Here is a 14,447-nt window from a genome sequence, read left to right as displayed (position 1 = left end):
TGGTAGTGATATAATTCAAGGAAAATCAATGAATACAGCAGAACTATTAGTAAAGTGTTTAGAAAATGAAGGTGTAGAGTATGTTTTTGGCTTACCTGGTGAAGAAAATCTTCACGTTTTAGAAGCTATCAAAAACTCCTCTATTCAATTTATTACCACCCGTCATGAACAAGGCGCAGCATTCATGGCAGACGTTTATGGAAGATTAACCGGTAAAGCAGGGGTCTGTCTTTCTACCCTAGGACCTGGAGCTACTAATCTCATGACCGGTGTGGCGGATGCTAACTTGGATGGCGCACCATTAGTGGCAATTACCGGACAGGTGGGAACAGATAGAATGCACATTGAGTCTCACCAATATTTAGATTTAGTGGCTATGTTTGCTCCAGTTACTAAGTGGAATAAACAGATAGTTAGACCCAGTATCACACCGGAAATAGTCAGAAAAGCCTTCAAGCGATCGCAAACAGAAAAACCCGGAGCAGTTCACATCGATTTACCGGAAAATATTGCGGCCATGCCAGCGGAAGGTAAACCCTTACAAAAGGATAATCTAGAGAAAACCTACGCAGCTTTTGCCAGTATTCGTGCAGCAGCAGCGGTGATTTCCCAGGCAATTAACCCTATAATTTTAGTAGGGAATGGGGCAATTCGCGCCCAAGCTAGTGATGCTGTGACCCAATTTGCCACCCAAATGAATATTCCCGTGGTTAATACTTTTATGGGTAAAGGTGTCATCCCCTACACCCATCCTTTAGCCCTATGGTCTGTAGGACTCCAACAAAGAGACTTTATTGCCTGCGGTTTTGATCACGCCGATTTGGTCATAGCCATTGGTTATGATTTAATTGAATTCTCTCCCAAAAAATGGAATATGGAATGCAATATTCCCATTGTTCACATTGCAGCTGATGCAGCGGAAATTGATAGTAGTTATATTCCCCAGGTAGAAGTAATAGGTGATATTTCTGATTCCCTAAATGAGATTTTAAAAATTGCTGACAGACATGGTAAACCGGAACCTTACGCTATTAGTTTAAGGGGCAATATTCGAGCTGATTATGAACAGTATGCTCAGGATGATGGTTTCCCTATTAAACCACAAAAATTAATTTATGATCTACGTCAGGTCATGGGACCAGAGGACATTGTTATTTCTGATGTAGGGGCTCACAAAATGTGGATGGCTAGACATTACCATTGTCATAGTCCCAATACTTGTATTATATCCAATGGTTTTGCGGCCATGGGAATTGCCATCCCCGGCGCTTTAGCGGCTAAGCTGGTATATCCCAACCGCAAAATTGTGGCTGTAACCGGCGATGGCGGTTTTATGATGAATTGTCAAGAGTTGGAAACAGCATTGCGAGTTGGCACACCGTTTGTCACACTAATTTTTAATGATGGTGGCTATGGACTAATCGAATGGAAACAGGAAAATCAATTTGGTAAGGGTAAAGCAGCTTTTGTGCATTTTGGCAATCCCGACTTTGTCAAACTAGCAGAAAGCATGGGATTAAAGGGTTACCGTGTTGATTCAGCCACTGATTTGATTCCCGTCCTGAAAGAGGCCTTAGTGCAAGATGTTCCTAGCGTGATAGATTGTAGGGTGGACTATAGGGAAAATCGTAGGTTCACCCAAAAAGCCAATGATTTACACTGTGACCTTTAAACTGAATCTTAACACTAGGGGAGAAAACAATGGCGTGGCAAAAAATTCTGGCAACAAGTGACCTGCTACCGGGAGGTCGAGAAGTGGTAAAGGTAGGAAAAAGAAATATATTGGTGTTGAACCATGATAACCAGTATTATGCTGTAGAAAATAGCTGTCCCCACCTTAAAGTACCAATGAAATCGGCAAAAATTGAAAATGGTACAATTGTTTGCTCATTTCACCGTAGTGCTTTTGACCTAGCTACTGGGGAGGTCAAAACCTGGTGTCCTTGGCCTCCCGCAGTTGGGAAGTTAATGGGAATGGTCTCTCAACAAAAAAATTTACCCGTGTTTCCCCTGCGTGTGGAAAATGATCATGTTTTGATCGACATACCAGAATAGTGGGTGATGGGGAATCCTTTCAAGCTCGGGTTCCCCCCTGTTTTTAACTCCATCAACAACCTTGTGAATCTACTTTTACAAAAAACTTAAACCTAATATGGCTCGTTATACCTCTTCCTTTCTCATAGCTGTCAAAGCTGAATATTTACACTCGCTAATAATCCAACTACTGCAGGATTGCGGATTCTCGGTTCAATTTTACTCCCATGACTATATTATGGCTAGTGAGATCCCTGGTAAGGTGGCATTTTCTAAGTTAGTAGCTATAGAAGTGTTAGTTGATAAATCCAAAACGGAAAATGAAACATGGATAAATCTTGTGGTGAAGAGTGAAGAACTGCCATTAAAGTTGGATAATCATTGCCGACAAGTCTTTGACCAGGTTCGTCAAGAAGTTGAACATAACCGTAAATGGCAACTAATTGAAAGTGTAGTAAATTGCTGATTTTAGATCCCAGTTGTTTAATTGTAAACTATGGCCCAACTGCAACGTCTCACCATTCAAGCATCCCAACTACAACAAAACCAAGTTCTCTTAACCCCTCAACAAAAACATTACTTGTTACGAGTATTAAGACTACAAGATGGGGATGAATTTATTTCTATGGATGGCATGGGTAAATGGTGGTTGACCAGATTAACAGCAGATACGGCACAGATTTTACAACCCCTGACACCAAAAACAGAGTTACCCCTATCTATAACCCTCATGCTGGCCTTACCCAAAGGCAATGCTTTTGATGACGTGGTTCGCTACTCCACAGAACTGGGCGTATCCTCTATTTTACCTGTTTTGAGCGATCGCACTTTATTAAATCCCAGTCCTCAAAGACTAGAACGGTGGCGACGTATAGCTGCTGAAGCTGCGGAGCAATCAGAACGCGCTTTTGTTCCCACCATATTGGAACCCGTGGTTTTTAATGCTGCTCTAAGTGAATATATTAACTCTCAATGTTATATATGCCAAGCCAGGGGTAGCTATCCCCATTTAATCAATATAATTAATCTTCCGCTTAAAAGTATTAAAGAAATTGTAGTTGCCATAGGTCCAGAGGGTGGATGGACAGAAACAGAAATTGCCACTGCCATCCTAGCTAAATTTCAGCCAGTATCCCTAGGCGATCGCATTTTGCGTGCAGCAACTGCCCCCATAGTTGCTTTATCTTTGATTGCTGCTGCTTGTGAAATCCCATTCCCAACCACCCCCCAGAAGGTGTTCCTTGACTAGCGATTGCCAAAACCAATCAAATCAGGAGAGGATGCTTCCTTCACAAATCCGGAATAGGCTTCCATACCGTGTTCACCCACATCCAGACCTTCCAGTTCCTCTGATTCTTTGACTCGAATACCCATAGTATATTTGAGTGCGAGGAAGAAAATGCCAGATATCAGAACTGTAAACAAACCTATGGTTAGCACACCCACAAATTGAGTCCACAGTTGTCCAATACCACCACCAAAGAATAGCCCTGTAGGACCACCCTGATAGTAAACATTTCCCTCGGCAAATAATCCCACTGCTAAGGTACCCCACACACCACAACATAGGTGTACGGAAACTGCTCCCACCGGGTCATCAATTTTTAGTTTGTCAAAGAAGGGTACCGCCTGTACTACAAGAACACCAGCAATAGCACCCACAATAGCTGATGAGGGAACACTAATATAGGCACAAGAAGCAGTAACTCCCACCAGTCCGGCCAGAATGCCATTAATAATCATAGATAAGTCAGGCTTACCTAGAAATGCCCAAGCTGCAATGGTTGCTGCTATACCACCAAAGGCACCAGCTGTATTGGTAGTTAAGGCAATGTGGGCAATAGCGGTTCCATCTGATACACTCATAGTAGATCCAGGGTTGAAACCAAACCAACCTAGCCAGAGTATCAAACAACCAAGGGTAGCAATACTCATATTGTGACCGGGCATGGCATTAGCAGAACCATCCGGATTGTAGCGACCAATTCTGGGCCCTAACAAGAAGGCTCCCGCTAGAGCGGCCCAACCTCCAACGGAGTGAACCACAGTAGAGCCAGCAAAGTCCCAGAAACCCAGCTTGTATAGCCATCCTCCGCCCCAGATCCAGTGACCTGTAATGGGATAGGCCAAGCCAACCAAGAGTAAACTAAAGATGAGAAAGCTGAGAAATTTGACTCTTTCTGCTACTGCTCCGGATACGATTGTGGCCGCTGTACCTGCAAACACTAGTTGGAAGAAGAACTTGGCCCCTAAGGGAACACCAGTCCAGTTGAGGGAACTGAAAATTCCCTTATATGCATCCCCCATGGCTGGGCTATTATCAGCTCCCTGTAAAAATAAACCACCAAAACCTATGAAGGGGTTACCATCACTGAACATCAGGCCAAATCCAATGGCCCAGAAAGCTACTGTAGAAAGGGCAAATACAATTAGGTTTTTTGCCAGTACATTAACGGCGTTTTTCTGACGACATAACCCCGTTTCTAACATACCAAAACCAGCATTCATAAAAAATACTAGCATCCCGGCAAACATCACCCACATGGTGTCAATGCCAACTTTGAGATCAGCGGACTGTTTAGCAATGTCTTCTAGCTTAGGTGGGTCAGCTGCAACAGCTGCATAGCCCCAGCTAATTACAATTAGCATAGCGACAGTTATACAAGCACGCCCAATAGGAGCCAGGTTTCCTGCTGATAGCCATGGAAAACTCAGTCGAAGGGCAGAGCCCCGCTTACGCCGGAGGCGTTTTGATCTTATTCTTGTCATGCTCATCAGTGTAAGTGAGTAATTTAGCTAATGTTTTTCTAATGTTTTTTGAAGGATAAAGCTTTAACCAGAGGAATCCCTAGCATTTTCTTAATCCACTGTAAATTATCAAACTGTTATCTATAGTTCAGTTCTGTATGTTCAATCACAATTCGCCAATTTTTCTGTTTCTAGGAGGTTTTGAAAATTACCAATTCCGAGATATATATAGGAAATATATAATAGTACGTGATTGGGTAATAAATGACTAACTTACAAGAGCGCGGACATCTTTTAACAGAACAGATAAATCCTCATAGTTTAAACCTAGACCAACTTAATGCTCTGGAACTGGTAGAGTTATTCAACAGCGAAGATCAAAAAGCTTTATCTGCTATAGCTGGTGCTAAGATGGAGTTGGCAGCAGCTATTGAACAAATAGCCCCAAGGCTACATCAAGGGGGACGTTTGTTTTATATTGGTGCGGGTACAAGTGGGAGATTAGGGGTATTAGATGCGGCCGAGTGTCCACCCACTTTCTGTACATCTCCGGATTTGGTACAGGGGATTATTGCTGGTGGTGCGGGTGCTTTGTTACGCAGTTCCGAAGGTTTGGAAGATTTGGCAGAGGATGGGGAAAATGCTATCATTCAACATGAGGTAAATTGCCTCGATGTGGTGGTAGGTATCACTGCTGGAGGAACTACCCCCTATGTTCATGGTGCATTACATGGCGCACGTCAACGGGGTGCTTTAACAATTTTTATTGCCTGTGTTCCTGTACAACAGGTTCCGGTTGAAGCAGATGTGGATATTCGCCTATTAACTGGACCAGAAATTTTGGCTGGTTCAACCCGCTTAAAAGCTGGTACGGCTACCAAGTTGGCTTTGAATATACTTTCTACCGGTGTGATGGTCAAATTGGGCAAGGTCTATGGTAATCGCATGGTAGATGTCGCTGTTACTAATCAAAAACTACATGACCGCGCTTTAAGGATATTAGGAGATTTGACTGACCTAAATAGGGAAGCAGCTGAGACTTTACTAGAAAGAAGTGGTAAGTGGGTAAAACTGGCTTTGCTGATGCACTGGAAAGATTTGGATAGGGAGGAGGCTCAACAGCTACTAGCAGCACATAAAGGTAATTTACGTGCTGCTGTGAACAGTTTTTAAAATTCCAGTTTTCTGATATATCTGATATGATAGTCGGTTAGACTCCTTTTAAGTAGTAAATATAGCATTGAGTGTATGAGCAAGGGAACTCTATTTGACAAAGTTTGGGAAATTCACACCGTGGGCACACTTCCATCAGGACTCACCCAACTGTTTATCGGACTCCATCTTATCCATGAGGTTACCAGTCCCCAAGCCTTTGCTATGCTCAAGGAAAGGGGTCTCAAGGTATTGTTCCCACACCGAACTGTGGCTACGGTAGATCATATTGTCCCTACGGATAACCAAGTACGTCCTTTTGTGGACAATATGGCAGAAGAAATGATCCGGGCCTTGGAAAAAAATTGTCAAGAAAATGACATCACTTTTTATAATATCGGTTCGGGAAATCAGGGTATAGTCCATGTGATTGCACCAGAATTAGGATTGACACAACCAGGTATGACTATTGCCTGTGGAGATAGTCATACATCTAGTCATGGTGCCTTTGGAGGGATCGCTTTTGGAATTGGCACAAGTCAGGTGCGTGATGTTTTGGCTTCTCAAACTTTAGCGTTATCAAAACTCAAGGTGCGGAAAATCGAGGTGAATGGGAATCTTCTCCCAGGAGTTTATGCCAAGGATGTGATATTACATATTATTCGCACCCTGGGAGTAAAAGGTGGTGTGGGCTACGCCTACGAATATGCGGGAACCACCTTTGCCCAAATGAACATGGAAGAAAGAATGACCGTTTGTAATATGGCTATTGAGGGCGGTGCCAGGTGTGGATATGTAAATCCCGATGAAATTACTTATGAGTATTTAAAAAATAGAGACTTTGCTCCCCAAGGAGCAACCTGGGAAGAAGCCCTGGAGTGGTGGCAATCTCTACGGAGTGATGTGGATGCGGAATATGATGATGTGGTAGTATTTAATGCGGAAGATATTCCACCCACAGTCACCTGGGGAATTACACCTGGTCAGGGAATTGGGGTAGATGAAAAAGTACCCGCCGCCCAAGACCTACCAGAAGAAGATAGGTTTGTAGCGGAGGAAGCCTACCGTTATATGGATCTTTACCCTGGTCAACCCATTCAAGGAACAAAAATAGACGTTTGTTTTATTGGTAGTTGCACTAATGGACGCATCAGCGATTTGAGGGAAGCAGCTAAAATTGCCCAAGGTCGTCAAGTTGCACCGGGTATGAAAGCCTTCGTGGTTCCTGGATCGGAAAGGGTGAAAAAACAAGCTGAAGCTGAGGGTCTAGATCAAATCTTTATTCAAGCAGGTTTTGAATGGCGCGAACCAGGATGTTCCATGTGTTTGGCTATGAACCCTGACAAATTACAAGGAAGACAAATTAGCGCCTCCTCCTCTAATCGTAACTTTAAGGGTAGACAGGGTTCCGCTTCTGGTCGCACCCTGCTCATGAGTCCTGCTATGGTAGCAACGGCTGCTATTAAGGGTGAAGTTGCTGATGTGCGCGAACTTTTAACAGAAATGTAATTAAAGTTAATTAATGATCATAAACATGCTAAATCAAATTAACAAAATCAGCGATCGCGCCCTACCTTTAGTGGGAGACGATATTGACACAGATAGGATTATACCTGCCCGCTACCTAAAAGCCATCACCTTTGACGGTTTAGGGGAGGGAGCATTCATAGATGATCGAAAAGCCTTAAATGGTCAACATCCCTTTGATCTTCCCCAATATCAAGGGGCGAAAGTATTAATAGTCAACCGTAATTTTGGCTGTGGTTCATCCAGGGAACACGCCCCCCAAGCATTGGCTAAATGGGGTATTAGGGGGATTATTGGTGAAAGCTTTGCTGAAATCTTTTTTGGTAACTGTGTAGCTATGGGTATACCCTGCGTCACTGCTGAATCTGCCATAGTTAGACAACTACAAGAACTAGTTACTGCTGATCCTCAGGCATTGCTTACCATAGATGTGGAAAATTTGCAAGTACAAATTCACGATTTAACCCTACCCGTATTCATGGGTCAGGGAACAAAAACTGCCTTTGTGTCGGGAACCTGGGATGCTTGTGGACAGTTAGTAGCTAATGCGGTCCAGGTAACAGCGGTGGCAAGTCAGTTACCCTATATTGCCTGGGGATTTGCTAACTGAGTGCTATTAAGATTTCATTCAGATTCTTGACCATAGAACAAAAAGTTCTAAACTGAAAGGAAATAACCCTATTTGCTTTCAAGTGATCATTTAAAGGGAACATATCATGGTTCAACGCGGTTCTAAAGTTCGTGTCCTTCGTCCCGAGTCCTACTGGTTTCAAGAAGTAGGTACTGTTGCTTCCGTAGATAAAAGTGGCATTAAATATCCTGTGATTGTGCGTTTTCCTAATGTCAATTACAGTGGTGTGAATACCAATAATTTCGCTCTGAGTGAGTTATTGGAAGTACAACCACCCAGTAAATAAGACCACTGGCTGTAGGTATAAGCACTACTCATCAAACTTTATTCAGCTCCAGGTGTATTGACCACGCCTCCAGGAATTTATTGATTATTCTCTTGGTAATCCTCTAAATAAGTAATTAAGCAGTGCTAAACTTACTTGTTTGGGGGAAGGTCAAATTTGTTAATCTCAAGGAACTGAATTATTTGAGCTTACAAAAAGCACCCACCCACTTATGCCTGAATTGCCGGAAGTTGAAACAGTCCGCAGGGGTTTAAATCAATTAACTCTCCATCAACCGATTACTAGTGGAGAAGTTTTGCTTGCAAGGACTGTCGCTTATCCCTTTGCTGCTGACCAGTTTATTGGAGATCTTAAAGGTAGCACCATTGAATCCTGGATCCGTTGCGGGAAATATCTACTGGCCGAGCTTTCTTCTTCTGCTTGGTTGGGTGTACATTTGCGCATGACTGGACAATTGTTATGGTTAAATCGAGAGGAACCATTACATAAACACACCAGGGTAAGATTGTTTTTTGGTAAGGAGCAAGAACTACGGTTTGTAGACCAACGTACTTTTGGTAAAATGTGGTATATTCCAAGTGGGGTAGTGAGGGAGAAAATCATAACAGGTTTAGGCAAACTGGCAATTGACCCCTTTGCTGTAGAGTTCACACCTGAATATTTGGCTACTAAACTGGCAAAGGTTCGTCGTCCCATTAAAACCGCCCTATTGGATCAGTCTATAGTAGCAGGTTTAGGAAATATTTATGCTGATGAAGCCTTATTTAAAAGTGGTATTTTACCAACTACTATCTGCACAAACATAGATGAAAACCAGATAAGGAGTTTAAGAATGGCCATAATTGAGGTTCTATCAGCTAGTATAGCTGCTGGTGGCACCACTTTTAGTAACTTTTTGAATGTCAAAGGTGTAAATGGCAATTATGGTGGTGAAGCTTGGGTATACAACCGAGCGGGAGATCCCTGCAAGGTTTGTGGTAGCATGATCCAAAGGACTAAACTGAGTGGGCGTTCTAGTCACTTTTGTCCTCAGTGTCAAAGTTAGATAGATTAGTGTATTATGGTTTGTTATTAAGTTTTTCATAATTACCGCAATTGCATTAATATAACTAATATAACTGGAGTAGTATAAAAAATGTGTGGAATCGTTGGTTATATAGGCACTCAAACAGCAACGGAAATCCTACTATCTGGACTGGAAAAACTAGAGTATAGAGGCTATGATTCAGCTGGAATTGCCACAGTTGGGGAAGGTAGTATTAATTGCGTGCGAGCCAAGGGTAAACTAGTAAATTTACGCTCCAAGCTAGAACAAATAGAAAACCCAGCTCAACTAGGTATAGGTCATACCCGCTGGGCAACCCATGGTAAACCTGAAGAATATAATGCCCACCCCCATCAAGATACTGCTCTACGCATTGCCGTGGTGCAAAATGGTATTATAGAAAACTACCGCGAACTGCGAGAATATTTAAAGACTTTAGGTCATGAATTTCGTTCGGACACGGATACGGAGGTAATTCCCCATCTGTTTGCGGAATGTTTAAAGCATGTTTTATCTCCTAATAACTCTAATCATAACTCCAGTTCAGCATTTTTAGATGCAGTGTTAGCAGCAGTGGGTAAATTAGAGGGAGCTTTTGCGATCGCTGCTATTTGTGCGGATTTTCCCGATGAGTTGATAGTGATTCGTCAACAGGCGCCTTTAGTTATAGGTTTTGGACAAGGGGAGTTTTTCTGTGCTTCCGACACCCCAGCAATAGTTCCCTATACCCGTGCGGTATTGACTCTAGAGAATGGAGAAATTGCTCGGTTAACTCCTTTAGGGGTTGAGGTTTATAATTTTGCCGGAAATAGATTAAAGAAACACCCTCGTACCCTGGATTGGAATCCAATCATGGTGGAGAAACAGGGTTTCAAGCATTTTATGCTCAAAGAAATATATGAGCAACCAGGGGTAGTCAGAACTTGCTTAGAGACCTATTTTCCTAATCACTCCCACACACCGGTAAACTTAGGACTACCAGAAGAATTGTACACGGATCTGGCACAAATTCAAATAGTCGCTTGTGGAACAAGTTGGCACGCAGCATTGGTTGGCAAATACCTATTAGAGCAGTTGGCAGAAATTCCTACTCAAGTGCAATATGCTTCAGAATTTCGGTATGCACCATCACCATTAATGGCTAATACCCTAACCATTGGTGTTACCCAATCGGGAGAAACTGCTGATACCCTAGCAGCTTTGGCGATGGAAAGGGAACGGAGACTGGGTAAATCAGGGGGATATGAAGCTCGACTATTGGGGATTACCAACCGTCCAGAAAGCAGCTTGGGACAAATGGTGGGTAGTTTGATTAATACCCATGGAGGGATTGAAATTGGTGTAGCAGCGACTAAGACGTTTATTGCCCAGTTAATGGCTTTTTATGGTTTGGCCTTGGATTTGGCTTATCGTCGTCAGACTATTGGTTTACAAAGGATACAGGATATTATTACCGGTTTACGTCAATTACCTATAGAAATTGAAACCATTTTAGAAACCCAGGAAAAATATATTGAACAACTGGTGCATGATTTTTCGGAAACCCGGGATTTTATTTTCCTGGGACGAGGTATTAATTTTCCTATTGCTTTGGAAGGAGCTTTAAAGTTAAAAGAGATTAGCTATATCCATGCTGAAGGATATCCCGCAGGAGAAATGAAACATGGACCAATTGCTCTGTTGGATGCTAAAGTTCCCGTAGTGGCGATCGCCATGGGTGGTAGTGTATATGAAAAGGTGATTTCCAATGCGCAAGAAGCAAAAGCAAGGGATTCCCGACTCATAGGGATAACCTCTGTCAATGATGGAGAAGCAGCAGAAATATTTAATGATTTAATACCTGTTGCTAATGTGGAGGAGATTTTATCACCTATCTTGACGGTCATTCCCCTGCAATTGTTAGCCTATCACATTGCAGCGCGTAGGGGTTTAGATGTAGACCAACCTAGGAATTTGGCTAAATCTGTGACGGTAGAGTAACTCCTTATATTCTCATCTTCTCCTATTTCATGCTGAAGGTAATAGACACCACAGCTGTGATGTCTTTGTCAATGGAGGATGTATCATAAATTCCCGAATCACTCACATCCGTAGAGTTACGGGCAGTAATTTGAAATACTCCTGTCTGCGCACTCCTCACGGAACCTACCTGACCACCAGCACTGTCAGCAATGGCTTTGGCCCTAGCCTGGGCATCTTTGGTAGCTTCGGCTACCATTTCTACTCGTAATTTACTTAATTGTGTATAGAGGTATTCTGGTGGTTGTACGGTGAGATTAATTCCCTCGTTAATTAACTCTGTAGACTTTTGAGATAATTGACTGTATTTGTCCACATCCTGAGAGCGGATTTGTAGGTTTTGAGTTAACTTATGGGCTAGGATCCGACCTGTTTCTCTACCATTTTCAGCAATTTCCGGAATTATCATCGTTTCCACAGGACTGCTGGTAATTGCTGCATCGGGAACACCGTTTTCTTTGAGATATGCTTGGACTCTTACAGTTTGATTTTTGAGATCTTTAAATGCTTCCTCTATGGTTGGTTTTTGACTAACTAGGGCTAATCTTAAAACAATATAATCAGAGCGAATTGGGCGCTTGGCTGAACCAGTCACAATTAACACATCGTTAGCTTTTTTAAAATCTAGAATTGCTCTAGAACCAATCCAAGTGCTGATGACCAAAGATAAAGAAATTAGGCCGAGCCCAGCTAGCAGCTGAGGAAAACTTTTGGCAGTGGTAGTTTCTGACTGTGTCACCGGTTTTCACTCTACTTTAACTATTGATGACTATTGAAAAAAAACCATTAAAAAACAATTTATCATTCAGCTATACAACAGGCGATCGCGGATAGATGTTAAATGTTCTTGGGAGTTAACTGGACATCTAGGTGCTGGTAAATCACTATTAGGCCAGGTGAGCATGTAGTAACAGGGACAGGAGTTTGATGGCAGTCCTATGGTCTTAATGGGGACTGGCATTGCACAGCGTCCACAGGGTAAGATTTCCCAGCTAGGTGTTAACAATTGGGCTATGGTTTCTTGGGTTCCCTCTAAATAACAATCGCGGGTTTCTAAGGATAGAATTTCTTGCCAACAGTTTTCAAACTCTTGACTATAGCGATCGCCTTTTAAAACGGTACTTGGTAAGAAGCTGTGATGGTTTTGACCAACTATAACCTTTTTACCTAATTGAAACCAGTGGGCCAGGTATTTTTTGACTTCTTGTTTGTTTGCCATAATCCCTATTTTAATCACTAATTCCGTAATTGAACTTGTCAATGTTGAATTCCTTCTTAAGATTTCACCTGTGGTAGAGCAACACCCAAAATACTCAAATTCAAAACATAACCTCCAGTCACCAGGTAGACCGTGTGAGAAATTCTCCCCAACTGACGTACCAACCCACCCAACCGATCCCGAAATTTACGCCCTGTGGGGTAAGCTGGGACCACACCCCAACCGGTTTCTTCTGCTACAAATAGCAAATCCCCATCTACCAAAGGTAGGTCTGCCAAAAATTCCTCCAGAGTTTTTTCCCAACTGAGATCATCCTGCTCTAAACAATTGGCCACCCAGGTACCCAGAGAATCAATTAAAATACAGGTGTCAGCTGTTTGATTCTTCAAACTCCCTGTCAGTTCCCTGGAAACACACATAGTTACCCAAGTTTTTGGACGACGTTGCTGATGTTTTTCAATGCGTTGTTGCCATTCCAGATCATGGGGATTCTCATTAGCAGTGGCTATATAAACTACCTTTTTCCCTGACTCGATGGCTAAATTTTCTGCCCATTCGCTTTTTCCTGAACGTGCTGGACCAGTAACTAGGATAATTTTTCCCATATTTGCCATTATATATTTGATTGCATGTTGTTACAAAGAAAACCCAACCGATGTCTATTAGACATCTCCGAAAAAGAATCAAAGTGTGATAAAATAATATGAAATGGTATTTTTGGCAACTTATTATGAGCAACATATCTGAATATATCCAGAATAATCCTCACGAATCACACCGTTTATTGGGTCTGAAGTATGAGCAGTTACAGCAACTTTTGGAAAAAGCCATAAAACTGCATCATCAGAAACAACAATTGGTTGAATCAAAAAAAACCCGAATTATTCAAGGCGGTGGAGGGCGCAAACCCAAATTATCACCGTCGGAGCAAATAATCTTAACATTAACATATTTACGGCAGTTAACAACATTTCAGCTACTAGGTATTCAATTTGGAGTAAGTGAAACAACTGCAAATGATATCTTTAACTATTGGTTGCCAATAATAGGAGAATTATTGCCACCAAGTTTGCTAGAACAGGTAAAAAAAAACTCCAGTGATTACGAAGTCGTTAAAGAAATATTAACAGAATTTGAGTTAATAGTGGATAGCTATGAACAGCCTATAGACAGACCTGGAGAGTACCAAGAACAAAAAAAATATTATTCAGGTAAAAAAGCCTGTCATACTAGAAAAAGTCAACTAATCGTTTTACCAAATGGTAAAGATATTGTTGATGTAGTAGCGGGTAAACCTGGTCCAAAAAGTGATGTAAATTTATTCCGTGAAACCAGAAATATATTTGATAAAAAACAAAAATTTAGTGGTGATAAAGCTTATCAAGGAGAGGAGTTAATGAAAACTCCGACAAAAAAACCTAAAAACCAAGAATTAACGTCTGAACAAAAAGAAAAAAATAAAGAGTTAGCTTCCGAACGAATTTTTGTTGAACATTTAATTCGTGTAGTGAAAATATTCAGAGTGGCACAAGAAAGATTTCGATTAAATTCAAGTAAGTATGAACAGGTAATCATGACTATTTGTGGACTTGTTCGTTTCCGAATGGGAACCTACTTATTTTAGTTATCAAGATTTGGACTTGGCTAAAAATAAATTATCTCACATAGGTGTTATCTTTTGGTTAATTCCCAACAAGAGGCATCTCTAACGCTTATTTTAGCATACCAGTCAGCTACTTTTGTATTGGGGTGTCTCACCTTAAAAAGTAGTATTGGTAACGCTTTG

The 14,447-nt window shown here is 41.8% G+C and carries 15 protein-coding genes; 11 read left to right on the top strand and 4 right to left on the bottom strand.

Features of this window, described 5'->3' with window-relative positions:
- The first annotated feature begins 28 nt into the window (after positions 1 to 28).
- The 4 genes from C6N34_RS04395 (at position 29) to C6N34_RS04380 (ending at position 3,283) form a co-directional block, all read left to right on the top strand.
- The gene (locus C6N34_RS04395; protein ID WP_115539210.1) at positions 29 to 1,672 is read left to right on the top strand and encodes an acetolactate synthase large subunit; all 1,644 of its coding nucleotides are present in this window, start codon (positions 29 to 31) and stop codon (positions 1,670 to 1,672) included.
- Between the two features lie 29 nt (positions 1,673 to 1,701).
- On the top strand, positions 1,702 to 2,055 hold the full coding sequence (locus tag C6N34_RS04390; protein ID WP_096546789.1) for a Rieske (2Fe-2S) protein: 354 nt from the start codon (positions 1,702 to 1,704) through the stop codon (positions 2,053 to 2,055).
- A 97-nt stretch (positions 2,056 to 2,152) separates the two neighbouring features.
- Complete coding sequence (locus C6N34_RS04385) at positions 2,153 to 2,500, top strand: hypothetical protein (protein ID WP_115539209.1); 348 nt, start codon at positions 2,153 to 2,155, stop codon at positions 2,498 to 2,500.
- Positions 2,501 to 2,530: 30 nt separating this feature from the next.
- Positions 2,531 to 3,283: a 16S rRNA (uracil(1498)-N(3))-methyltransferase gene (locus C6N34_RS04380; protein WP_115539208.1), complete on the top strand. Its 753-nt coding sequence runs from the start codon at positions 2,531 to 2,533 to the stop codon at positions 3,281 to 3,283.
- Here the strand turns inward: C6N34_RS04380 and C6N34_RS04375 are convergent.
- Positions 3,280 to 4,803, bottom strand: coding sequence for an ammonium transporter (locus tag C6N34_RS04375; RefSeq protein WP_220272396.1), 1,524 nt, complete (start codon positions 4,801 to 4,803; stop codon positions 3,280 to 3,282). The two genes, C6N34_RS04380 and C6N34_RS04375, sit on opposite strands and share 4 nt — an antisense overlap.
- A 243-nt stretch (positions 4,804 to 5,046) precedes the next feature.
- Here C6N34_RS04375 and murQ point away from each other — a divergent pair, with 243 nt between their 5' ends.
- From murQ to glmS, 6 genes are all read left to right on the top strand, one after another.
- Positions 5,047 to 5,955 (top strand): N-acetylmuramic acid 6-phosphate etherase, encoded by a 909-nt coding sequence (gene murQ, locus C6N34_RS04370; protein WP_115539206.1) that lies wholly within the window; start codon positions 5,047 to 5,049, stop codon positions 5,953 to 5,955.
- Positions 5,956 to 6,030: 75 nt separating this feature from the next.
- Positions 6,031 to 7,443, top strand: coding sequence for a 3-isopropylmalate dehydratase large subunit (gene leuC / locus C6N34_RS04365; RefSeq protein ID WP_115539205.1), 1,413 nt, complete (start codon positions 6,031 to 6,033; stop codon positions 7,441 to 7,443).
- A gap of 25 nt (positions 7,444 to 7,468) precedes the next feature.
- Positions 7,469 to 8,071 carry a 3-isopropylmalate dehydratase small subunit gene (gene leuD, locus C6N34_RS04360; protein ID WP_057178516.1) on the top strand — a complete coding sequence of 201 codons (603 nt, stop codon included), beginning with the start codon at positions 7,469 to 7,471 and terminating at the stop codon, positions 8,069 to 8,071.
- A 106-nt stretch (positions 8,072 to 8,177) separates the two neighbouring features.
- Complete coding sequence (locus C6N34_RS04355) at positions 8,178 to 8,378, top strand: photosystem I reaction center subunit IV (protein WP_006275840.1); 201 nt, start codon at positions 8,178 to 8,180, stop codon at positions 8,376 to 8,378.
- A gap of 211 nt (positions 8,379 to 8,589) precedes the next feature.
- Positions 8,590 to 9,423 (top strand): DNA-formamidopyrimidine glycosylase, encoded by an 834-nt coding sequence (locus C6N34_RS04350; RefSeq protein WP_115539204.1) that lies wholly within the window; start codon positions 8,590 to 8,592, stop codon positions 9,421 to 9,423.
- Positions 9,424 to 9,513: 90 nt separating this feature from the next.
- Positions 9,514 to 11,403, top strand: coding sequence for a glutamine--fructose-6-phosphate transaminase (isomerizing) (glmS, locus tag C6N34_RS04345; RefSeq protein WP_057178518.1), 1,890 nt, complete (start codon positions 9,514 to 9,516; stop codon positions 11,401 to 11,403).
- Positions 11,404 to 11,425: 22 nt separating this feature from the next.
- Here glmS and C6N34_RS04340 read toward each other — a convergent pair whose 3' ends face one another.
- From C6N34_RS04340 to cobU, 3 genes are all read right to left on the bottom strand, one after another.
- Complete coding sequence (locus C6N34_RS04340) at positions 11,426 to 12,181, bottom strand: SIMPL domain-containing protein (RefSeq protein ID WP_057178519.1); 756 nt, start codon at positions 12,179 to 12,181, stop codon at positions 11,426 to 11,428.
- 66 nt (positions 12,182 to 12,247) lie between these two features.
- On the bottom strand, positions 12,248 to 12,661 hold the full coding sequence (locus tag C6N34_RS04335) for a hypothetical protein (RefSeq protein ID WP_040007993.1): 414 nt from the start codon (positions 12,659 to 12,661) through the stop codon (positions 12,248 to 12,250).
- A gap of 56 nt (positions 12,662 to 12,717) precedes the next feature.
- Entirely contained in the window at positions 12,718 to 13,266 is a 549-nt protein-coding gene (cobU, locus tag C6N34_RS04330) for a bifunctional adenosylcobinamide kinase/adenosylcobinamide-phosphate guanylyltransferase (protein ID WP_057178602.1), read from the bottom strand.
- A 125-nt stretch (positions 13,267 to 13,391) separates the two neighbouring features.
- Between cobU and C6N34_RS04325 the strand changes: the two genes are divergently transcribed.
- Positions 13,392 to 14,285: a transposase family protein gene (locus C6N34_RS04325; RefSeq protein ID WP_057178093.1), complete on the top strand. Its 894-nt coding sequence runs from the start codon at positions 13,392 to 13,394 to the stop codon at positions 14,283 to 14,285.
- Positions 14,286 to 14,447 lie beyond the last annotated feature (162 nt).

Source organism: Cylindrospermopsis raciborskii Cr2010 (assembly GCF_003367075.2).
In the GTDB taxonomy this organism is placed as follows: Bacteria; Cyanobacteriota; Cyanobacteriia; order Cyanobacteriales; family Nostocaceae; genus Raphidiopsis; species Raphidiopsis raciborskii.
This window is presented reverse-complemented; position numbering and strand designations above follow the sequence as displayed.